Source organism: Cognataquiflexum rubidum (assembly GCF_022538115.1).
In the GTDB taxonomy this organism is placed as follows: domain Bacteria; phylum Bacteroidota; class Bacteroidia; order Cytophagales; family Cyclobacteriaceae; genus Cognataquiflexum; species Cognataquiflexum rubidum.
On record NZ_JAKZAL010000013.1, the window covers coordinates 1 to 21,960 of the forward strand.

18 protein-coding genes are annotated in these 21,960 nt (G+C 40.6%); 10 read left to right on the top strand and 8 right to left on the bottom strand.

Annotated features, from left to right (window positions below; all coding sequences use genetic code 11):
- The first annotated feature begins 244 nt into the window (after nt 1-244).
- The 5 genes from MMU05_RS14225 to MMU05_RS14245 all read left to right on the top strand — a co-directional run bounded on the left by MMU05_RS14225 (nt 245) and on the right by MMU05_RS14245 (nt 6,100).
- Nucleotides 245-631 (top strand): hypothetical protein, encoded by a 387-nt coding sequence (locus tag MMU05_RS14225; protein ID WP_241142347.1) that lies wholly within the window; start codon nt 245-247, stop codon nt 629-631.
- A gap of 962 nt (nt 632-1,593) precedes the next feature.
- Complete coding sequence (locus MMU05_RS23230; RefSeq protein WP_241142348.1) at nt 1,594-2,991, top strand: hypothetical protein; 1,398 nt, start codon at nt 1,594-1,596, stop codon at nt 2,989-2,991.
- 388 nt (nt 2,992-3,379) lie between these two features.
- Nucleotides 3,380-3,847 carry a hypothetical protein gene (locus MMU05_RS14235; RefSeq protein WP_241142349.1) on the top strand — a complete coding sequence of 156 codons (468 nt, stop codon included), beginning with the start codon at nt 3,380-3,382 and terminating at the stop codon, nt 3,845-3,847.
- Nucleotides 3,848-3,853: 6 nt separating this feature from the next.
- The gene (locus MMU05_RS14240) at nt 3,854-4,747 is read left to right on the top strand and encodes a PorT family protein (protein ID WP_241142350.1); all 894 of its coding nucleotides are present in this window, start codon (nt 3,854-3,856) and stop codon (nt 4,745-4,747) included.
- 6 nt (nt 4,748-4,753) lie between these two features.
- Complete coding sequence (locus MMU05_RS14245; RefSeq protein WP_241142351.1) at nt 4,754-6,100, top strand: hypothetical protein; 1,347 nt, start codon at nt 4,754-4,756, stop codon at nt 6,098-6,100.
- Nucleotides 6,101-6,165: 65 nt separating this feature from the next.
- Here MMU05_RS14245 and MMU05_RS14250 read toward each other — a convergent pair whose 3' ends face one another.
- Entirely contained in the window at nt 6,166-7,563 is a 1,398-nt protein-coding gene (locus MMU05_RS14250; RefSeq protein ID WP_241142352.1) for an aldehyde dehydrogenase family protein, read from the bottom strand.
- Nucleotides 7,560-9,200 carry an acetolactate synthase large subunit gene (locus MMU05_RS14255; protein WP_241142353.1) on the bottom strand — a complete coding sequence of 547 codons (1,641 nt, stop codon included), beginning with the start codon at nt 9,198-9,200 and terminating at the stop codon, nt 7,560-7,562. The genes MMU05_RS14250 and MMU05_RS14255 overlap by 4 nt, the downstream gene beginning before the upstream one ends.
- Before the next feature lie 393 nt (nt 9,201-9,593).
- On the opposite strand from MMU05_RS14255, the gene MMU05_RS14260 reads away from it, so the two are divergent.
- Nucleotides 9,594-10,043 carry a D-Ala-D-Ala carboxypeptidase family metallohydrolase gene (locus tag MMU05_RS14260; RefSeq protein WP_241142354.1) on the top strand — a complete coding sequence of 150 codons (450 nt, stop codon included), beginning with the start codon at nt 9,594-9,596 and terminating at the stop codon, nt 10,041-10,043.
- Nucleotides 10,044-10,094: 51 nt separating this feature from the next.
- On the opposite strand, the gene MMU05_RS14265 is transcribed toward MMU05_RS14260, so the two are convergent.
- The 5 genes from MMU05_RS14265 to MMU05_RS14285 form a co-directional block, all read right to left on the bottom strand.
- Nucleotides 10,095-10,814 carry a LytR/AlgR family response regulator transcription factor gene (locus tag MMU05_RS14265; protein WP_241142355.1) on the bottom strand — a complete coding sequence of 240 codons (720 nt, stop codon included), beginning with the start codon at nt 10,812-10,814 and terminating at the stop codon, nt 10,095-10,097.
- Nucleotides 10,807-11,871 (bottom strand): sensor histidine kinase, encoded by a 1,065-nt coding sequence (locus MMU05_RS14270; protein ID WP_241142356.1) that lies wholly within the window; start codon nt 11,869-11,871, stop codon nt 10,807-10,809. Before MMU05_RS14270 ends, MMU05_RS14265 begins: the two co-directional genes overlap by 8 nt.
- 109 nt (nt 11,872-11,980) lie before the next feature.
- Nucleotides 11,981-12,808: a fumarylacetoacetate hydrolase family protein gene (locus MMU05_RS14275; RefSeq protein ID WP_241142357.1), complete on the bottom strand. Its 828-nt coding sequence runs from the start codon at nt 12,806-12,808 to the stop codon at nt 11,981-11,983.
- 211 nt (nt 12,809-13,019) lie between these two features.
- On the bottom strand, nt 13,020-13,643 hold the full coding sequence (locus MMU05_RS14280; RefSeq protein ID WP_241142358.1) for a hypothetical protein: 624 nt from the start codon (nt 13,641-13,643) through the stop codon (nt 13,020-13,022).
- 4 nt (nt 13,644-13,647) lie between these two features.
- Nucleotides 13,648-14,109 carry a YdeI/OmpD-associated family protein gene (locus tag MMU05_RS14285; RefSeq protein ID WP_241142359.1) on the bottom strand — a complete coding sequence of 154 codons (462 nt, stop codon included), beginning with the start codon at nt 14,107-14,109 and terminating at the stop codon, nt 13,648-13,650.
- A gap of 67 nt (nt 14,110-14,176) precedes the next feature.
- Here MMU05_RS14285 and MMU05_RS14290 point away from each other — a divergent pair, with 67 nt between their 5' ends.
- The 4 genes from MMU05_RS14290 (at nt 14,177) to MMU05_RS14305 (ending at nt 20,075) form a co-directional block, all read left to right on the top strand.
- Nucleotides 14,177-15,457: an alkaline phosphatase family protein gene (locus MMU05_RS14290; RefSeq protein WP_241142360.1), complete on the top strand. Its 1,281-nt coding sequence runs from the start codon at nt 14,177-14,179 to the stop codon at nt 15,455-15,457.
- Nucleotides 15,458-15,601: 144 nt separating this feature from the next.
- Entirely contained in the window at nt 15,602-16,435 is an 834-nt protein-coding gene (gene ygiD / locus MMU05_RS14295) for a 4,5-DOPA-extradiol-dioxygenase (protein ID WP_241142361.1), read from the top strand.
- A 356-nt stretch (nt 16,436-16,791) separates the two neighbouring features.
- Entirely contained in the window at nt 16,792-18,519 is a 1,728-nt protein-coding gene (locus MMU05_RS14300; RefSeq protein WP_241142362.1) for a DUF1800 domain-containing protein, read from the top strand.
- Between the two features lie 5 nt (nt 18,520-18,524).
- The gene (locus MMU05_RS14305) at nt 18,525-20,075 is read left to right on the top strand and encodes a DUF1501 domain-containing protein (RefSeq protein ID WP_241142363.1); all 1,551 of its coding nucleotides are present in this window, start codon (nt 18,525-18,527) and stop codon (nt 20,073-20,075) included.
- A gap of 363 nt (nt 20,076-20,438) precedes the next feature.
- On the opposite strand, the gene MMU05_RS14310 is transcribed toward MMU05_RS14305, so the two are convergent.
- On the bottom strand, nt 20,439-21,848 hold the full coding sequence (locus MMU05_RS14310; RefSeq protein WP_241142364.1) for a TlpA family protein disulfide reductase: 1,410 nt from the start codon (nt 21,846-21,848) through the stop codon (nt 20,439-20,441).
- Nucleotides 21,849-21,960: the final 112 nt, after the last annotated feature.

Consider the following 21,960-nt stretch of genomic DNA (forward strand, 5'->3'; position numbering starts at 1 on the left):
ATCTTTAACAAATAACGATTGTCACTAGCTGTCACTTTATATTTATTTGGCCACTGGTATCATTGCGGATATACATATTTTGTTTTTAGTTATTGGCTTTTTAACAGATTTTTTGATGTTTAATTTATTAATATCAAAAAAGTATTCCAACCTGGAATTCATTTACAGTTTATATTCTTTGGTAGAAGCTTCTTTTTTTTATTGGTTAATAGGAATATACTTGGATGCAAAATTTAGATCTTTTGTGAAAATTTTTTATATCCTGACAATTTTGCTTTGGGTGATATTGACTTTTGTAAGGTTCAATTTTGAACCAGTCAATATGTCTGTAGGTCAGTTATTTGACCCTTTTTATGAGATTTCAATTGCCTTTATGGCCGGATTTGTACTACTTCAAATGGTGGAGAAAGAAGATTCTGTCTCTGATAAACCCATGTTTTGGATCTTTCTCGGCATCTTTTTTTATTGTTTTAGCACCTTCTTTATTGCGACTTTCCTTAATACTGACCTTTCTGAAAAACTTTGGTTCCTACATAACATTTTCAACATCACCACCTATGGTTTTTATACAGTGGGGCTGTGGAAATATTATAAATTACAAAAGCTAAATCCAATAGAAAAGGGAATCTGAATTCAAGCAAAATGGATTATGACTGGTTTTTTTATTTACAGTTAGTATCCACCTTCTCGGTTTTAATTCCGATAGGTATTGGAGGGATTTATTTTCAGGAGATCGACTCCATTTTTAGGTACTTTATCGGCTTTTTGATTGTAGGATTTTTGGTAGACTTCGCGGGCTGGATTTTTTACTTGACCGCCAGCGGGGAAGCAAACCATGTGGTAAGATATGCTTACAACCTTTTTGAACCATTATTCTTGATATGGTTTTTAGGACAATTCAGTTCAAATACCAAATTGAAGTTCCTTCTCAAAAATGCCTGGATTATTGTACTTCCTTTATGGCTCATATCTGTGTTCAATAACGACTTCTTCCCAATTTATAAAACCTCAACACAGATCTTCTTGGCTTTTACTTCTTGTTACTGCATTTTGGAAGTTGTAGAAAAAGGTTCCAAGATTATGAATAGCCTTGGATTTTGGGTTTTGTTTGGGATATTTTTTTACAATTTCTGCACCTTCTTTTTTATGAGTTTTGTGAACACAGCCTTGGGATTAGACCTTTGGTATTTACACAATATTGTCAATGTGACGACCAACCTGATTTATTTTTTCGGGTTTTATTTTTCATTTAGGTTCTCTGGATTGAGAAGTAGGAGCTGAGATCATTGTCCTGTATTTCTTCTGCTGAATATGCTGTTTTGCTCGGAATGTCTTCTATGTTAAAAAGTGAAAAAGTGTTTTTTGATTTCACCGAATTCTAAGCAATAATAACCAATTACGCCCAAAAGCCATCCGAAAACAATTTGTTGATTGGTTAGGAGTCAAGACCTTTTGATTTTTATCCTACATTTTCAAAGGATAAAATGATAACCATCAATTCCTTAGAATGAAAGGATTTTGATTAGGGGAATTATACAGGTTTATCTGATGAAAGATTTTAATAACCGGTAAACCCGAAAAAATAAAAAAGATATGAAATCACTAAAAACCACTTTTCTTTTTCTTCTTATTGTTTTGGTAAATGGATGTTATCCCCAAGAAGATGCAAATGACAAACAGGAGGCTGAATCCGGGTTTACATTTATGACAAGTCCAGATGACCGGATGATTTTATCTTACATTGATCCCGAAGGCAACATATTTGATGTATGGGGGGACAAAGATTCCCAAGGTAAGCCCGTTTCTATAGATCAAATCACTATAAAATCCAAAGGAGATACCACTCAATTACTGATTAATGAAGCTGGTAATCCTGTTCAAATATTCACTCAAGAAGGAGTGGTTTTTAGTTTTGACTGGATTTCTGAGGTAGAAGGGTCTCTCAGTGTTTTATCCAGTGACGGATTGGAACAAATTAATACCCAAATAAACCTGGGAAATCATACTGAGGGAAATTCAGGGAATGAAAATAATTTGAGGAAAACAGTTGGATCTATCAGAAAAGGGAAACCAATTAAACTTGAATTAAAGGGAGAAAACTCCTCAAAAGACAGGGTGATAAGTGAAAATAGTTTAGGTAATTTAAACGTTTATGTTAATTCGTGCAATGCTCCTTCAAACCTTGACAATATGCTGGTAATTGTCAGGAATAAAAGCGGAGAAATAATAGACAGATTCCCGACAAAGCAAATCGGAAACGGCCATTATGTTACTAATATTCCTTTAGGTGTAGGTGCTTACAAGCCTTCGGAATATTTTAATTCTGCCACTGAATTAATTGATAAGTTATGTATTGTTGATCAACAAATCCCTGACTATGCTGAATTTGCTGCTGCCGAAGTTATTTGTGCACAGTTGAGTATGGCATTCGTTGCTTCTGGAATAGGTACCCCATTCGCGCTTCAAGCTCTTACTGCCTGTGCCGGGTTAGCCTTGACTTATAAGGCTATCTGTACAATAAATGATGCTATAAAGTTATCCAATCTTGCCAACTCGGAGTTTTTGAACAGGAAAATTCAGGAGGATATTGTGATTTATGCCAAAGTATTTTCAGCAATTCCATATAAAGAAAGTCAAAGGATTACCGTAACCTCTTTCCCTCCATTTCCGGATTTGTATGTAGATCTAGGCTCAAAGGTTGACTTAAAGAGCCTGACAATTAATCCAATATATCCCAAAGCCGGTGAAGATTATTTTGCAATCAGTTCATTTAAATGTTTAGAAGTCGGATCATTAGTTAAAATGAGTGTTTTAGGATCAGACGGGTATGAGGATTCCATTTCTTTCAATATTTCGACCAGTCAGTCTGGAGGCGAATTTAAACTTCAGGTGCCTGGAGCAGACACAGGAGTTCAAGACGTTATCACACTTGAAGTCTCTGATATACTTGGGAAAGTGTTAGAAAGAAAAGCATCCATAGTTTTTAATTAATTCAATTTTTTGAAGTGGGCTAGTCCTGAATGGATGTTACAGGTTTTAAGGATTAACTTAGATAGCATCGGGTTTCGACTTAGTGCTATTTTTGTTTTTGTAGTTTCTAATTCTTCTCTGAGTACTTAAAAGCACGTACAACGGTTTTCCGACTTCAGTCTTCCGTTTCGAAGGGAGGAAATCCAAATCACTTTTATTAAATCATTCCACTAGAATAACCGAATTCCCTTTTTTTACCTCCACTTTCTAGCTGTCCATAGCCGATAACTAAGTTTGGGTCGCTTTCATGCTTTTTCCATAGTAGCTTTCTTCTACAAATTTTGATTCTTATGGATTTCAAAACATTATGGACTCGTCTATTCAATCAACTTTAAAGCTATTCTTCCCTATGAAATTCATTCTTAAAAAATGCTATTTCTTGTTACTCGCAGTCGTTTTTGCCTGTGGCGTTCCTCCGGAAGAGCCAAGTATCTTAGACCTTGAGGGTAGTCCCGGCAATCCACGCTTCAACCTTCAGTTTACCAACCATGAAAATGTGGACCTTGACCTGATAGTCAAGACTCCGGGCGGGAGTTTGATTTATTGGGAGAACCCCTCTGCTGACAATGGGATATTGGATATAGACTGTTTTTGTGGGGATTGTGAAAACGGACCCAATGAGAACATTTTTTGGGAAGACGGTTCAGCACCAAGTGGAACATACACTTTTTGGGTCAATTACTTCCAAAGTTGTAACGGAAACAATGAGCCTGCAGAATACACATTGCATGTCGTAAAAAACAATAAGATAATCGATACTAAAAAGGGTGTTCTCGGATCCGGGAATACCGCAACATGGACACATATTCAACCCTAAAAACTTATGAAAACCTCTCTTTGCATAGTTTTGGTCATGTTTTTCGCTTCTGTGACGGCCAATTCTCAAGACATCATCTACAAAAGGAATCTGGAAGAAATCAAAGTTTCAATCGTGGAAATTGATTCCCTGATATTGAAATATAAAATCTATGATTTTGCTGAAAGTCCGGTCTTTACCATCAAAAAAGCCGAAGTGGCAAAGGTTATGTTTGAAAACGGATCCGTTATGTATTTCGAATCTGCCACAAAACCAATTCCAGTGGCTGTGGATACAGCCGCGATTTTAGCCCAAAAATTAGTGGTGGATCCGATTCCTGTTGACAAAAGTATAGAAGATTCAGAGGAGGAACCAGACAAAGCCAAGGAGAAAAGAAGGGCATCGGGTGGTGGTTTTGGTGTCAAAGGTGGATTGAATTATAATTCCAATGGAGACTACTTTAATGATGCCCAGGTCGTTTTCGGAGATCCTATGAAAAACCTGGGATTCCATGCCGGCTTTTTTGGGAAGATAAAGTTTGGACCGTTTTACCTGCGACCGGAGTTGGTGTACAGCCAACTGAAAACAGAGCTGGACAATGAAGTTTTTGTAACCCGAAGGATAGATGTTCCTGTGTTATTGGGTTTTGGGATATTCAGGCAATTCGTCAGTGTCTTTGCGGGACCTTCCTTTCATTATAGGCTTGATGATGACCTCAATAATATTTCGATTTCAGATGTTACCAATAATTTCAATGTGGGTTACCAAATGGGATTCGCGGTGAATATTGGAAAAGTGGGAATGGACCTGCGATACGAAAGGGAATTGGTGGGCAAGGAATTCGACTTTAACCAGGTCGTAACCGGAGCCGGAGAGTTTAACTTTCAGCAATTGATCCTAGGTGTATATTTTAAATTCTAACTTGATATGAGAACTTACTTAACTACTATAAATCGATTTTTTTTAAGCAGTCTTTTTATTCTTTCACTGCCAATCCATTTGCATGCTCAGAATAAAATCAAAATAGTCTGCAACTACGACGACGCCATTATATCAAAAGTTGACGATGCATCAGATGCTGTATTCACCCGTTTGGGAATCGGTTCAGTGGATTTCAAACTTGAAAAGGATTCCAAAAATAAGCTTTTGGTGACCAAAGACGGGTATGAACCGGTTTATGTGGAGTTTCCTAAAACTGACAAATATGAAAAGGAGCATCTTGTACTCCTGGAAAATAGAGAGGTCATGATCGAATCTGACCATGAGGACGCCATGATATTCAGTGGCGATGCGCATGTCGGCACCAAAACAGCAAAAATAATTATCCCTAAAGATGAATCCGTCACTGTCTTTGTCAATAAGAGCGGATACGTTACCCAGAAGTTTGAATTCCATAACAAACCCGATAACCAATCCCCACCCATCAAACAGGCAGTGCTCCTGAAAGACAGGATTGTCAATCTTGAAAACCTGCCCGAAGGGGCAATGGTCGCCATAGGTGACGGTGAGCCTTTACCCAAAATTTCAAAAATTGAAGTTCCTTTTGGCAAATGCGTAGAAGTACATATCAGTAAAGAGGGTTTTGCAGGTATTACCAAGGAATTCTGCAACATTGCAGGAGCGGACAATGCGCCTCCAATCAACCAAAAAGTGGTGATGGATGACCGGGTTGTCAAGATAAGTGCGAGCCCGGAAGATGCTTCCATAGCCTTGAATGGAAAAATGGAAGGTTTTGGAAGCCTTGAAATCTTAATCCTCAAGGGTAAATGTCAGAGGATTACAATTACCAAGGATGGTTTTATCACCTTTTCCAAAAACTACTGCAACCAACCAAACGCTGAGGCTTTACCTGTGGTGGAAGATGTTGTTCTCTTGGAAGATGAAGCATACGGCTTATCTGTGCTTTCTGAAAAAATCAACACAAGGTTACCCTTGGAAACGAGGGCATCAATATCTTCAGCAGATGCATGGAAAATACTTATCTCAATTGTTACCAAAGAATTTGATGTCTTAGAGACTGTAGATTTTAATGCAGGTTATTTAATTACAGCTTGGAAGCTGGACACCTTCAATGATGAGACTCTCACCATAAGGTCAAGAGTGATAATTACCCACAATGGAGATACTTCGGAAAATAATTATTCCTTAAAAATGGTTTCTCAATATGGAAACGGTGAACCTGATAAACTGGAGGATTCAAATTTCAAAGACTGGAATAGGATCTTGAAGAAGTATTATGACATCTTGGATGAAATAGAAATGCGTTTGCAATAAGGCAAACGCATTCATTTTCACGATTCGTCAATCGCAAGGGAGCCTATTGACTCAAAAATTTTGTCTTACAAATACTTACTTTTCACCACCATCAATTTTTCTCTGGTCATTTCTTTCATGGAATAGGGGATACCTCCCATACCTTCACCGGAAGCATCTCTTCCGCCAAATGGCATCCAATCCACCCTGAATGCCGTGTGGTCATTGACCATCACAGCGTTGGCATTAAGTTTTTGGACGGTATCGAAGGCAATGTCCAAGTCTTTGGTAAACACAGCGGCTTGAAAATGATAAGGAAGGGAATTTGCAAGGTTTATGGCCTCATCTCTGTCCGAATACGGGTATATGCAGACAACTGGTCCAAATATTTCTTCTTTGGACACTTTAGCTTCCTGTGAAGGGTTCCAAACGACCGTTGGCTCAAAACATGTTTCCGATATTCTCTTGCCCCCGCAAAGGATTTCGCCACCTTGTTTTATGGCTTCATTAACCCATTCCTCGATTCTGTCCACTTCTTTAGGCAAAATCAGCGGACCAACTTCTGTCTTTGGGTCCAAAGGATCGCCAACGATTAACTTTAAGGCTGACTTGGCCATTTCCTCCGCCAACTTTCGGGCGATGGATTCATGGGCAAAAATCCTCTGAACAGATACGCAGACTTGTCCGGCATGGTAAAAACCTCCTTTGACCAAAGCAGGTACCATTTCTATGAAATCAGCATCAGGCTCGACGATCACAGGGGCAGCGCCACCATGTTCCAAGGCACAGCGGGTCCCTGGAGAAAGTTTTGACTTCAGGAACCAACCGATTTTGGCTGAACCTATAAATGACAAATAATTTACCCTTGAATCTGTAACCAAAGCTTCCGAATTTTCATTATCAAGGATCAAAGGCTGGATCCATCCTTCAGGAACACCTGCTTCTTCAAGGATTTTGACTAAAGCCAAACACGTCATCGGCGTTGTGGAAGCAGGTTTGATAATAACCGGACAGCCTGCCGCAAATGCGGTTACGGTCTGATGGACAATGAGATTTAAAGGATGGTTGAAGGCTGAAATGGAAACTACCACCCCGATCGGTTCACGCATGGTGAAGGCCAATCTGTTGACAGAGGCTTGGGTCAATCCCATCGGGATCTGATGTCCGGTCAATCTGCCGATTTCTTCGGACGCTATTTTTACACCGTTGATGGCGCGGAGGATTTCCACTTTGGAATCCTGGTAAGGTTTGCCACCCTCTTTGGTAGCCGTAATAGTCAATTCCTCTATTTTGGACTTCATCAAATCTCCGACCTTTTCTAAGATAGCTGTTTTTTGATGGGAAGGAATCCATTTTTTTCTATCCTGAAAAAGTGAATAGGCTTTTTCAAGTGCGTCTTCTACTTCTTTTTTACCATCCATTTTGATTTCTTCAAGGAGACTTTGGTCGAATGGAGAATATACTTTTAAGGTTTTATGGCTCATAGTTTATCTGTCTTTTCTTTTAACATCACATTTAGGATGGCGTGGTTCAATGAATAATCTATCGGTAAGTCAATAATGTGTACAGCTGGAGTGCCGAGGCTATGGGTTAAAATCTGCCGGAAATCAGCGTCGGTTGTCGGGCGATGCCCCGATGCGCCATAGCTTTCTGCATATTTTACAAAATCGGGATTTTTGTAATCCAAGCCAAAATTATCAAAACCCATATCCTCTTGTTTCCATTTGATCATCCCATATCCTTGGTCATTAAGGATGATGACGGTAAGGTGGAGTCCAAGGCGAACTGCCGTTTCGATTTCCTGGGAATTCATCAAAAATCCGCCATCCCCACAGACAGCGATGACATTTTTGCCAGGATTTAGCATTTTGGCCATCATGGCAGAGGGAAGGCCGGCGCCCATAGAGGCCAATGCATTGTCCAGAATCAGCGTATTGGGTTGGTGACAGGTGTAATTTCTTGCAAACCAAATTTTGTAGATACCATTATCCAACGTGACGATATCCTCTGATTTTAGATTTTCCCTGAGGAGATTTACCAATCTCTGCGGCAGCATGGGAAACCTCTGATCATGAAAGTAGGTCGAAAGGTGTCCGTCTACTTCTTTTTTGACCTTTGCAAAATAGCTGAAATCCCAATCTTCCTGCTTCCTGATTTTTTCTGCAAGTCTGAATACGGATCCTGATATGTCTCCAACTACGTTTAACTGGGGAAAATATACCGGATCCACTTCAGCAGGGGAGAAGTTGACATGGATGACCTTTTTGCCGATAGCTTTCATAAAGAAGGGAGGCTTCTCAATCACATCATGGCCGATATTGATGATGAGATCTGCATCTTCAATAGCTGCGTGGACGAAGTCATTGCTCGATAAAGCCGCCGTGCCCAAGTATTGTGGATGCCGCTCGTCAATGACGCCTTTTCCCATTTGGGTAGTGAAAAAATATATGCCCGTGTCATCGACAAATTTCCTCAACGCCTCACAGGTCACTTTTCTATTGGCACCAGCACCTATCAATACCAATGGTTTTTTGGAATCATGGATCATTTCAACTGCAAGATCAATGGCTTTTTGATCAGCATTGGGAATGATATGCCCCACCACCTCGAATACCCTTGGATCACAATCCTCTTGGGCAATGTCTTCCGGCAACTCAAGGTGCACCGCTCCGGGTTTTTCTTGGATAGCCAATCTAAAAGCTTCCCTGACACTCGAGGCAATGTGGTTGGAATTGACGATCTGCTTGGTGTATTTGGTGACAGACTGCATCATATCCACCACATCAATAATCTGAAAACGGGCCTGCTTACTCGTTTTGATAGGTTTTTGACCGGTGATCATCAGCATTGGCATTCCGCCCAATTGGGCATAGGCAGCAGGTGTCATTAAGTTGGTAGCACCAGGCCCTAAAGTCGACAGGCAAACCCCAGGTTTCCCTGTCAACCTTCCATATGTGGCAGCCATGAATCCTGCGCCCTGTTCATGCCTTGTTAGGATAAATTTAATAGGGGATTTTTTTAGGGATTGAAGTAAGTCAAGGTTCTCCTCACCAGGAAGCGCAAAAATGTATTCAACTCCCTCATTTTCCAATGCTTTGACAAAAAGGTCAGATGCTTTCATAAAATAGTTATGGTTAGGTAAAAATGAACGCGCTAAAAGATTAACCCATAAAACGCCTAATTAATTTCATCCAAATCTTATTCCACCTTTTGGAGAAAATGTATTTTGTGTAAAATTGAGCTCAAATATCCTTGTATTTACGCTGCCTTGGAGAATGAAAAAGCAGATTTTTTGGTCCAAATTGTTAGGTCAAATATTTTTCAATCCAAGTAAAGATAAATCCTTCTATTTTTCTGAAAAGCAAAGCTTTATGTGATTTTAATTAAAGTAATTGATTTCCTTTTTCACACTTTTAAAAAATTTGTATTCTTATCACCATACCGAATTTTTATTTTTTATATTTAGGTTAATGATATAAACTTTTATGATTCACCAGTTTAACCAAATTCCATTATGAACCTAACCAAAAACTTTTACCTTGATGAAATGTTGGCAAGCCAATCTGCGGTCAGACTAGGCTTTGATGAGCAATTTACACCTGACCAGGCCGTCATTGACAATTTACGGGCTTTGTGTGTAAACGTCCTGCAACCTTTGAGAGATGGACTGCAAAGGGCAATTCTTACAAGCAGCGGTTACAGATGTCTGAGAGTCAATCAGGCTATTGGAGGTGCCAAAACCAGCCAACACCTTTTTGGAATGGCAGCAGACATTAATGTTGGACACCTCACCACAGAGCAGCTTTACCAAAGGATCAAAAACAGCGGTCTTGTCTTTGATCAGCTGATTCAGGAATTTGATCGGTGGGTGCACGTTTCCTACAATCCCAATCTTTCAGCCAATCGACGCCAATGTCTACGTGCTGTCAAAGTAAATGGAGCGACAAAATTTATTCCTGATTAAAGATTTCAGGATCTTTCTTTAATGGAAAATCAGCAGGTGTGTAAATCCAATTTACACACCTGTTATTTCTCTGAATTTGACACTTTGCCTTTGGCTGAGGTCTATTTTTTGGCCGTTTTGCATTTCGATCAAAAGCGTACTGTTGAAATAAGGCTCGATGTTTTTGATGAAATTCAGGTTGAGGATATATTGCCTGTTGGCACGGAAAAAAACCTCTTCGGCAAGCCTGCTTTCCATGTAAGTCAGCGATTTGTGCAGCAGTGGTTTTTTGTTGTCGAAAAATACCCGAACATAGTTTCCCTCACTTTCTATCAAAAAGATGTCTTTGACAGGAACGAAATAACACTTTTCACCATCCTTGATAAAGATTTTTTTGTCCAGGCCAAGTTTTTCAGATTCTAAGGACTTTTCTTTGATTGTCTTCTTTTGGACTTTGTTAATGGCGTCTTTTAACCTTTCAGGATTTACGGGTTTTAGGATATAATCCAATGCATTGACTTCAAAAGCCTGAATGGCATATTCATCATAGGCCGTCACAAAAATCACATCCGGAGCTTCATCCAGTTTTTCAAGCAATTCAAAACCATTCATTCCCGGCATGTTAATATCCAGGAAAATCAAATCCGGTTTAAGGGAATTGATCTGCTCTACGGCCTTGGTGGCGCGGTCACTGCTGCCGATGATTTCCAATTCGGGAAAAGCTTTTAACATGGTTTCCAGTTCCCTGATGGCAAGGATTTCATCATCGACCAAAAAACATTTCTTATTCATGGTTGCTGTATTTCAAAGGGTAGATAATAGAAACAGATACTTTGTTGGGTGATTTGGCTTTGAGTAGCAGCTCGGCTTTTTCACCAAAAAGGGTTTGTAGCCTCCTGCTTGAATTTTTAAGGCCGATTCCCTTGGTTTCATTTTCATTCAATTCTCCTGTATTGCAAACTTCTACTTTCAGGGAATGGGAATTGGCAGTGGATTTGATTTCGATGATTCCTCCATCCGGAAGCTGGGTGATTCCGTGTTTGATGGCGTTTTCAGCAAAAGTGAGGATCATCGCTGGTGGGACTTTGGCATCCAAGGTTTCTTCCTGCAGGTCAATATGTACATCCAATCGGTCCCCAAACCTTATTTTTTCAAGTTCCAAATACTTGACGACTTCATCGATTTCATCCGATAACCTGATCAAAGGAGTCTTTTCATAGTTGAGTGTAAAGCGTAGCAGTTCGCTCAGTTTGATGATGGCTTCCCTGGCTTTTTCGGCATCTATGAGTACAAGCGCCTTGATGCTGTTGAGCGCATTGAACAGAAAATGAGGATTGAGTTGGGATTTGAGAAGTTCCAGTTCAGAGGTTTTTGCCAGGTTTTCTACGATCAGTTTCTGTTGGGAGATAATCCTGTTCCTGTCCAGAATATGGTACAGGTAATAAATAATGATCCATACCACCACATACCGTGCAATATTCATCATCTGACCAAAAAACTGAATTAGAAAATCTGTAGTCGAGAAAAATTCCGGACTATAAAAGATGTAGGGAATGAAAAATGTACACACCATTATCAAGGTGATGAAAAAAGTATCCAAAAGAGCCTTTCCCCAGATTTTGGAAAGGCTTTTTTCAAAAGTGGTTGGTTTGATAAATAAAGTTTTGTACAAATGAGAAGCGACCAATCCCGAAACTGCCAAGAGACAAAACTGGAAAACATATTCCCATACAAACTGCCGGACTATGAAGAAAGTGTAATTGATGGTTTCTACAAAAACAATCGAAAGCCACCCGACTATCTGCAGCAGCCAATATTGTTGTTTTTTGTTCAGTCTGATTTTTTTCATGAAACCGATTTACCGACGATTGTTCTTTGATCGATAATACAAATAACAGGAAAAACCTCAAGAAAAGAATTCTCACAATACAGGATTGCAGGATTCAATGGATGAATGCCTACCTGCCTACGATATTGACCAAAGTTCCGATTTCATCGATTTCGATGCTGATTTTGTCTCCGTCATGTAAGGTAAATGAGTCATCAGGGACAAGGCAAGTTCCTGTCATCAGATAGACTCCATCCGGAAATGCCATTTCTCTAAATAGATATCCGGCCAACTCGGTATGACTTCTTTTCATCTGGTTGATGGAGATTTCCCCTTCGAACACGGTTTTCCCATACCGCTCGATTTTCATGTGAATTTTGGTGTCGGGATGGATGGGCTTCTCCGGAACAAAGAGGCATGGACCGATAGCGGCTGCATAATCGTAGCTTTTTGCCTGAGGAAGGTAGAGAGGATTTTCTCCTTCGATATCGCGTGAACTCATATCGTTACCGATCGTATAGCCTGCGATATGACCTGTGGAATTGATAAAAAGCGTCAATTCGGGCTCGGGAACATTCCATTTGGAATCTTTGCGGATGTGGACTTTGCCATTGGGTTGGGCGACCCGGTAGTAAGTGGATTTGAAAAACAGTTCGGGTCTTTCGGCTTCATAGACTTTGGAGTAGAACACCGCAGCGCCGCTTTCCTTGGATTCTTCCATTCTTGCCTCTCTGCTTCGGAAGTATGTGACGCCCGCAGCCCAGATTTCCTGTGTTCCGATCGGTGCAGCAATTTCCTTCGGAGACCAATCGATTTTTTCGGAGTTAGAAACTTCTTCCTGAAGTTTTTGAAAAAGGTTTTCACTGTTCACCAAAGTGTTCCAGTTATTTTCTTTGGATCTAAAAAATCCTGATTCTGATTCAATGACGATGCCTTGGGCGGTTTTGTAGATTTTCATGGGTTATGGTTAAAGTAGGTTTGATCTGAAAGTTAATTATTTTGTATTGTTTCATTTGGTTTAAATTGATGAAATCACAGATAATCCTTCTAAGCAGACCAATAATTATGGGGGACGGTGATTTTGGAAAAAGCCTTTATGAAAAAATGGGAATTTCACCTTTCAGATTTGAACACGTATTGGATGTTATGATTAGACAATTTTCAGATCATCACTTCAAAAGCTTCATTTTTTCATCCTCAAAAACGAAAACTTTCCCGTTACTCAGTTTGATTTTAATATCAAAAACCAATTCCTGATTTTCGACCAAAGGAGAATTCCATTGGAGAAAAAGCCCTTCTTCAAGATAAATGAGAGGCTTCTCTTTCAAATACTCTGAAATTGATTTTCCTGAAATGGAGGGATATTCAGTCACCAAAAAATAGGATGAAATATCGGATCCGATTTCTACGGTTTTCTCGGAGGAAATTCCAAATTGTTTTTTGGCAGTGATTTTTATATCTGTAATGCTTTCGGAGGATTTGTTTGGGGCTGGACTGCAGGCATTGGTTACTTGGACAAATCCGGTTCCCCTAATGGGATTCTCTGCTTGTGAAAGAAATTCATAATCAGACACTTCAATCAATTTGTATAAATCTTCCTTTGGATAATAAAAATCAGGATTGAAAGTTTGTCCAACCAAAAAATTGTTCGCCTTAAAATCCTTTATGGAAAAGTCTCGGGGCGGAGGATTGTCGCCACAACCACAGGTATCAAGACAAATTATATCACAGGAAACGGGTATGGCACCAAATAATACAAGGAAAAGGAAAAAGGCTATGAAATTCTTTTGCATGGTTTCAATAGTTGAGCTTGTCTATCAACCGGACGATTTTTTCGACTTTGTTGTCCTGCCTCTTTGCTTCCAAGATAGCATTTATCTCCTCTTTTTGTTCCAAATCCGGAAGTTCCTTGAATCTTTTGTAGGCATTTGGGGCTTCTTTGAGACATTCCAGGATATCGCCGGGAATCACCTCCGGACTTTCTTCCCCAAAAAGTGTAATCCTCACCCAATCTCCTGCTTCCTTTTTGATGGATTTTCGAATTTCAGCTTTGACAGGCAAAAACAACTGCCCATTGCCAAAGGGCATAAGCGTGCAATTCTCAAGATGGAAATTATCTATGCTGCCGCTGACTTTCTTTAGACCAAAGGGAAACCGTTTTTCTTTGGAGACTTCCGGTATCAAGGCATAAGTCCATCCACCTTTGCCTTCAAATTTTTGAAGGAGATAATCATTCTCTATAAATGGTTTTTTATCCATCGGTGGTTGGAAGGCTGATCAAAATCCCTTTAAATTTAAGGAATTTAACAATCAATTTTGAAACCTCATGGCCCTAAACTGTAGCTATTTTCCCGCAGGATATGCAAGAAGAATCCTTTCTCTTTGCATGGTGATTTTTTTGATGGTGGCCACAATTTCTTGTAACGAAAAGACCGATCTCAAATCAAGGAAGGTTGTTTTGGTGATTTTGGATGGAATTCCTGCTTCAGTAATTGAGAAAGTGTCTACGCCGAATCTTGACAGCATTACTTCTTACGGTGGATATGCGCGTGCATGGCTTGGTGGAGAAAAGGGCGGATATTCGGAGACACCGACAATATCTGCTGTCGGATACAACAGCATGTTGACAGGAACCTGGGTCAACAAACACAATGTCAAAGACAACAACATCCAATTCCCAAATTACCATTATTGGAGTATTTTTAGGCATTTTAAGGAAACCTATCCCCAAAAGACCATAGCAATTTATTCCACTTGGCTGGATAACCGGACCAAGCTACTTGGCGAAGGATTGCCTGAAACGAGCAATTTAAAGTTGGATTACCATTTTGACGGATTGGAACTGGACACGGTCAGGTTTCCCCACGACACCTTGAGCCAGTATATCCATGAGATAGATAAATTGGTAGCATCAAAAGCCGCGGAAGAAATCAGCACAAAAGCTCCTGATTTGACTTGGGTTTACTTGCAATACACCGATGACATGGGGCATCGCTATGGAAACAGTCCCGAAATGGATGCCGCTGTCCAAGAAGCCGACAGGCAATTGGGGGAAATATGGAAAGCGATCAAAGAAAGAGAGAAAAATAACGAAGAAGAATATTTGCTGATAGTGACGACAGACCATGGCAGGGCAGCGGGAGGATTCCATCACGGCGGACAGTCCGATGCAGAAAGGGAAATTTGGATCGCAAGCAACTCTAAATTCAATAAGCGTTTCGATCACAATCCTGCCATAGTAGATGTTTTTCCCACTGTGGCAAACTACCTCGGAATTAAAATTCCAATAGACCATGCCATGGAGTTGGACGGGGTTTCCTTATTGGGCGAGGTTTCTGCTACTGATCTTTCAGGGAAAATTGGGGATGGGAAACTGAGAATCAATTGGAAGAATTTTGGGGAAAAACAGGTTGGGAAAGCTTGGATCACCTTTGGAAACCAATTCAGGTATGGGAACAAGGATGCGTATATCCTGCTCGGGGAAGTAAACTTAGAAGATGAATCCGCCGAATTTGACATTTCAAACCACGCCTTCCAAAATGCCAAAGTCGTATTGGAAACCCCGACAGGCTTTCTGAATTATTGGGTGAAAAACGCAGATCAATAAGGGTTTTGATCATGATAGGCCAATTCTTCTTCTTTATTGGGACGGAATAAAGAAGACGGAAGAAGTAATCAAACAAAACGGTGATGCCTGTAACAATATCAACCAATATCCAATATCGATGAATATCAATTTAAACAAATATCAATGACCGGCTCGCTTAAAGACCTTTACAATTGGTCACAAGACCAAAAATCAACCCATTTGATGCCTGCACTTTTTATCGGTCACGGGTCCCCGATGAATGGCATCGAGGACAATGAATTTTCCAGGCAGTGGTCTATTTTGGGAAAGGAAATCCCAAAACCTTCAGCCGTTTTGGTGGTTTCGGCACATTGGTTGACCCGCGGAACTTGGATCACCGCGATGGCCCATCCCAAAACCATCCATGACTTTGGGGGATTTCCTCAAGAATTGTTTGAAGTGCAATATCCTGCCCTCGGCAGTCCCAAAATGGCAAAGGAAACCTCAGAACTGATTACATCAGTTCCGGTTGGATTGGACCACGAATGGGGTTTGGACCATGGCACTTGGATGGTTGTGAGGCACATGTATCCCGAGGCCAATATTCCGGTGTTGCAGCTCAGTATCGATTATTATGAAAGCCCGGATTTTCATTACCGTTTGGGAAAGGAGTTGGGAGCATTGAGAAAAAGGGGAGTCCTGATTATCGGCAGTGGGAATATGGTTCACAATCTCCGGATGGTCGCTTGGGACAAATTGAATGAATCTGAGTTTGGTTTTGATTGGGCTCTGGAAATGAATACTTTGTTTAAAACCAAAATCGAATCAAAGGATCATCGCGATTTGATAGATTATAAAAATCTTGGCCATGCCGGTAGGCTTGCTATTCCCACACCGGACCATTATTTCCCACTTTTGTACCTTTTGGGTATACAGGGAGAAAAGGAAGATGTCTCATTTTTCAATGACAAAGCAGTAGGAGGTTCTTTGACGATGACTTCGGTCAAGTTTGGATAGAAGATCGGATTAAAAAAAACCTATCGGTCATAAGTTTTTGGTCTGAACTGAAACAATCCAAAATTATTTTTTTGGTCTGAAATACAAATACTTTTCTGCCAATGTCAGAATATCATAAACCAAAAATTTATTTTCAAACCGATATTGCACTTAACTTTTATAATTTATACTTTTCTGTATAATTGCTTGTCACCCAATGCAATAAAAAGGAATTGATTTTTCGTTTTTAGAGAGTCACATCTTCTGATTGCGGACAAACAATAGCCGGACCCAATCAAAATATCTCGCTTTTGTTGGTTTCAGTCTTTTGTTGTTCAAGCAAATTGTACCAACCTTTTTAAGTTAAAAAAGCGCACATGTTTCCAATCAGACCTGGTCAGTACAGACACCTGCAGCCACAATACCAAAAGGTAGCCCCTCCTGATTTGACTTCAGGCTTGGACTTTTCATCGGATCCTGAAGTTTATTCCAATGCAAGACTCAAGTATATTGAGGCAGGCTTGGAGCCATATTCCGGAGAATTGACAGATGCCCATTTGGTACATTTTCTCAAGAGAACCCGATTTGGCGCTACATTGGAAGAATTGAGGGGATTGAGAGGAAAATCTCTAGACATCATCATTTCTGGGTCATTGGCATCCTTTACACCTTTTACTGAACCTGTCAATAACTACAATAAAGTAAGTGAAAACAAGATTGACCCTGATGTTCCTTTGGGTGAAACCTTTGTTCAGGCCAAGTTTAACCAGGAATTTGAAGGGGACAGGATTGTGGCGCTTAAAGCCTGGATGATAGGGAGGATCTTAGGCCCAAGCAGTGGGATTCAGGAAAAGATGGTACTGTTTTGGTGGAATTTTCTTCCTATCAAAATGTGGCAGGTTTTTGTGGCCAAGTCTTGCTATCGCTACATCAACATGCTGCACAGCAATGCTTTGGGCAATTTCAAAACCATGATCCGTGACCTGACGATAGATCCTGCCATGCTGGTTTTTTTGAGTGGGGCGTTCAACAACAAGGAAACTCCCGATGAAAACTTTGCACGGGAATTACAGGAACTCTTTTGTATAGGAAAAGGGAAAGATGCGGGATATAAAGAACAGGATGTGCAATCCGCAGCAAGGGTGCTGACGGGTTGGACGGTTAATTGGGAAAGTATCCATTCTGACGGAGAACCTGAATCCTATTTCAACCCGGAAATGCACCATCTCGGCAACAAGCAGTTTTCTTCCTTTTATGGAAATAAAGTAATTACCGGTAAAGCAGGGGAGGAAGGTGCCGGAGAATTGGATGAAATGTTGGACATGATTTTTGCAACCAATGAATCCGCCAAGCATCTTGCCCGCAAGCTTTATACCTTCTTCGTAGCAAGTGAAATCACAGAATTGGCTGAAGCCAATGTCATCACTCCTTTGGCAGCCATTATCAGGCAAAACAATTACGATATTTTGCCGGCTTTGAGAGTGCTGTTTTCCTCGGCCCATTTTTACCATCCCGAAATCATAGGAGCTCTGATCAAAAGCCCATTTGATTTTATATTGGGTCTTTGGAGAAATTTTGACATGCCGGTAGCCGAAAGCGCGATGGCTGAAAAAGATTTTTATTCCGCCATCCTTTGGGACATGAGCGGAATGGGAATGGAAGCAGGCGATCCACCCAACGTAGCCGGATGGACTCCATATTACCAGGCTCCCCAATATGACAAAATATGGATCAACACCCATACTATCCTTAAGAGAGCGATAGGTTCAGATTCCATGATATTTTGGGGGTATTGGATTTCCAGCTCGGTCAATGTTGAAGCAGACCTTTTGGCGTATGTCAAAGGATTCACTGTTCCTGAAGATCCCAATTTGTTGATCAAAGAATTTGCCTTGATCAACCTTGGATTGGAATTGTCCCAAACCCAGATTGACCTTGCCAAAAAGATTTTGCTCAATGGACAGGATCAGGACTATTATTGGTCAGGTGCCTGGCTTACTTATATGGCTTCACCCAATGACCAAGAAAGTGCCACAATCGTGACAAACAGACTCAAACCTGCTTTCCAGCTATTACTGCAGATGGGAGAAGCGCAACTGATGTAATTTTTATGAAAAGAAGGTCATTTATAAAACACGCCGCTCACAGTCTTGCCATCCCCAGTTTTTTGGGAGCGATGAGCAACAATAGCTTTGGACAGACGCTTGAAAAATTTTTGCATTTAGCCAATGAATCCAACCGCGCTTTGGTCCTGATCTACCTCGAAGGGGGAAATGACGGATTGAATACGGTGATTCCTTTGGCACATCTCAGTCAGCTCAATAAAGTCAGGCCACATGTGGTGCTTCCAGACAGCAGTATTCTTCCTGTCAAAGGGGCTGATTTTGGACTGCATCCCTCTCTTCCGGGTTTCCAGTCCCTGTATGAAGAAGGACGGTTACAGGTATTGCATTCGGTCGGTTATCCGGAGCAGAATTTTTCACATTTCCGGTCGACAGACATTTGGATGAGCGGGTCTGATGCCAACGAGTTGGTCACTTCAGGATGGACAGGAAGGTATTTGGAAGCCACCCATCCCCAATATCCTGAGGCATATCCCAATGGAGAAAACCCGGATCCTTTGGCAGTGGAGATTGGGTATGGTTCTTCCATGCTTTTTCAGGGAGAAAAGGCCGGGTTCAGCATGATCATCAATAATACCAATCAGTTTTATCAATTGCTGAACAATGAATTGGATGAAACCCCGGACACACCTGCAGGTGAAAAATTAAGATATATCAGGCTGATTGCCCAGCAATCGCAGAAATATGGGAAAGTGGTCAGGAGCGCTGCACAGAAGGTAACACAACAGAAAGTTTATCCCGACACCAGGTTAGGCAATCAGCTTAGGATTGTTTCAAGGTTGATTGCAGGCGGGTTGAAAACGCCGCTGTACTTGGTCAGGATGGGTGGATTTGATACCCATGACAATCAGGTAGACGGAGGAGACCGTACCAAAGGCAATCACGCCAATTTGCTGAAAGACCTAAACGATGCTGTGATGGCATTTATGAATGACTTGGAGTTTTTGGGAAGTGCCGATAGGGTGATGGGTATGACTTTCTCAGAATTTGGAAGAAGGATCGTGTCCAATTCCAGTGGAGGTACAGACCACGGTGCTTCGGCCCCGCTGTTTATTTTTGGCAATATGTCTTATGGAGGATTTAAGGGCAAGGCTCCTTTAATCACAGGTTCCGAAGAGTATCGCGACAATATCCCCATGCAGCATGATTTCCGGCAGGTATATAGTTCCTTGCTCACGCAATGGTTTGGTTCAGATTCCTCAGTCAACAAGTCCGTGATGATGGGCAGTTTTGATGAAGTTCCTGTTGTAAAAAATGCACTCATTACGTCCATCAGCCAAGAAGAACCAAGCAATCTCAAGGTTTATCCAAATCCAATTCGGGATTTTGCTACGGTTAAGTTTGATGTCTTTTCGGGAAATATCCGGATTGACATCATTGACAGCCAAGGCAGGGATGTTTCGAAGGTTTATGAAGGAACGGTCCAAAACAGGCAATTCAATCAGGTAGTTGATTTTTCTATCTATCCTCCCGGAAGGTATATCCTCAGGGTAATGGATGGGTATAGGAGGTCAACGACACATTTGATCAAGTTATAAATAGGGTAGGGATTTGGAAGGCATTTCCCTCATTCAATTTTTGAAAAATATTTAGTGGTTTTTTGGTTAGTTAGACAGAAAAGAGCCGGCGATGTGGCTGGCTCCTTTTTTCTTCTTTGACAAGATCACGAAAGGACACGAAGCAGGATGAATATCCTGGGCTTCGTATCATTCAAAACAATGGTTATTTTTTTATTGGTTAGTTTGGTTAGAAGGAGTCAGTTGGGAGGCTGACTCCTTTCTTTTTTGCATCTAAACGCCTAAGTCAGTGTCTTCACTGACTGCAAAATCTTTAAAATATATCAGTGAGGACAAGACATTGTAACCGCCTCGGTCAGTGTCGTCATTGACTGGTTGAAGGTTTTAAACCGCTTTATCCAAATGTTTGTCCAGAATTTCCCTGATATTTCCCGAAGGTCTTTCTGCTGATGGATCGATGATTTTTCCTTCCTTGTCCAAAAGGAGAAATCTCGGGATGGCGTTTACCATAAAAAACTTCGCCAATTCAGATTGCCAGGCATTTGCGGCAAACCACTGCAAACCTTCCATTTTTTTGTTCTTCACCATTTTTTCCCAAGGCTCGCGCGTATCATCAATGGACACTGTGAGGAAAGCGACAGGCTTGTCTTTGTATTCCTCTTTCACTTTATCCCAATTGGGATGCTCGGCGATGCAGGGACCACACCATGTCGCCCAAATGTCGATATAAACCAATTTTCCTTTCAAATCACTCAGCTTCACCGAATCACCTTTGATATCAGTAAATGTAAAATCAGGAACTGTTTTGCCGGGACTGATAGGTTCCCACTTGGCTTTGAGTTTTTCTACCTTTTCGGCAAATTTTGGCGTGGTGTTTTCAGCTAAAAACTTGCTGTACATTTCTTCCACATGTACCGGTCCACGATATTCAAGGGTAGATTTCAAAGTTTCAAATTTCAATTGGTCTTTGATTGCAGGATCTTTGATCAAGGAATCAATGGCAATCCAACTCACTTTTTCATAAGCTAAGGTGGTATCCGCTTTCATCAATTCACCTGCCAATGCTCCGATCCTTTGGTCAAGCAGGTTTTTATACGGAGCCACACCAAGGAGTTCTTTTCGGTCCAAAGGCAATTCTTTCAATTTACTTTTGGTCTCTTCTACTGGGAAGTCCACAGAATCCTGCGGGATTTCATGGATAAAGGCATGATACATTGGATACAATTGATCCATAAACATGCTTTGATATGTAAAGTAAGATTTCTCCATTTCCAAAAAGACCGAGTCAATGCCTTCTCCCATGATCAGAGAATCATAATTTGTCTTGACAATTGAAATGAGACTGTCTTTTTTTGAAAAATAGGCATCCTTTTTCAAGGCCATGATTTCCATAAAATTTTCCAATCCACTTTCGTTGATGGCTTTGAATTTTTTACGCAAATAGGCATTTTCTTTGGCTTTATCGCCTGATGCTATAAAAGTCTTCGCAAACTCCTTGACATCGCCACTGACATGTATACTGTCCCCGGGATCCAGGTAAAGACTAAATCTCAAATCTCCATTGGTAAGCATAAACATACCTGATTCAGGATAATCAAATTTTAATTGAAAAGAACCATCAGATTCCACTGAATCTTTTGCTAAATCTTCATCCAAACTCACGACAATGACCGGAAATTCCGAATTGTCCAGTTTACCATAGATTTTGATACTGTTGTCGATGACTTCAGGTTTTTGGCTGCATGCAAACAATAGCATGCTCGCTGCCAATACGGATAGACTTAGGGTTTTCATTTGTTTGTGGTTTAGGTTTAGATGAAGGTTAGACTTTAGAAATAAATTGACCTTAAATTCAAATCAATTGAATAAACTTAAAAGTACATTATGATTTCAAGACAAAAAAATA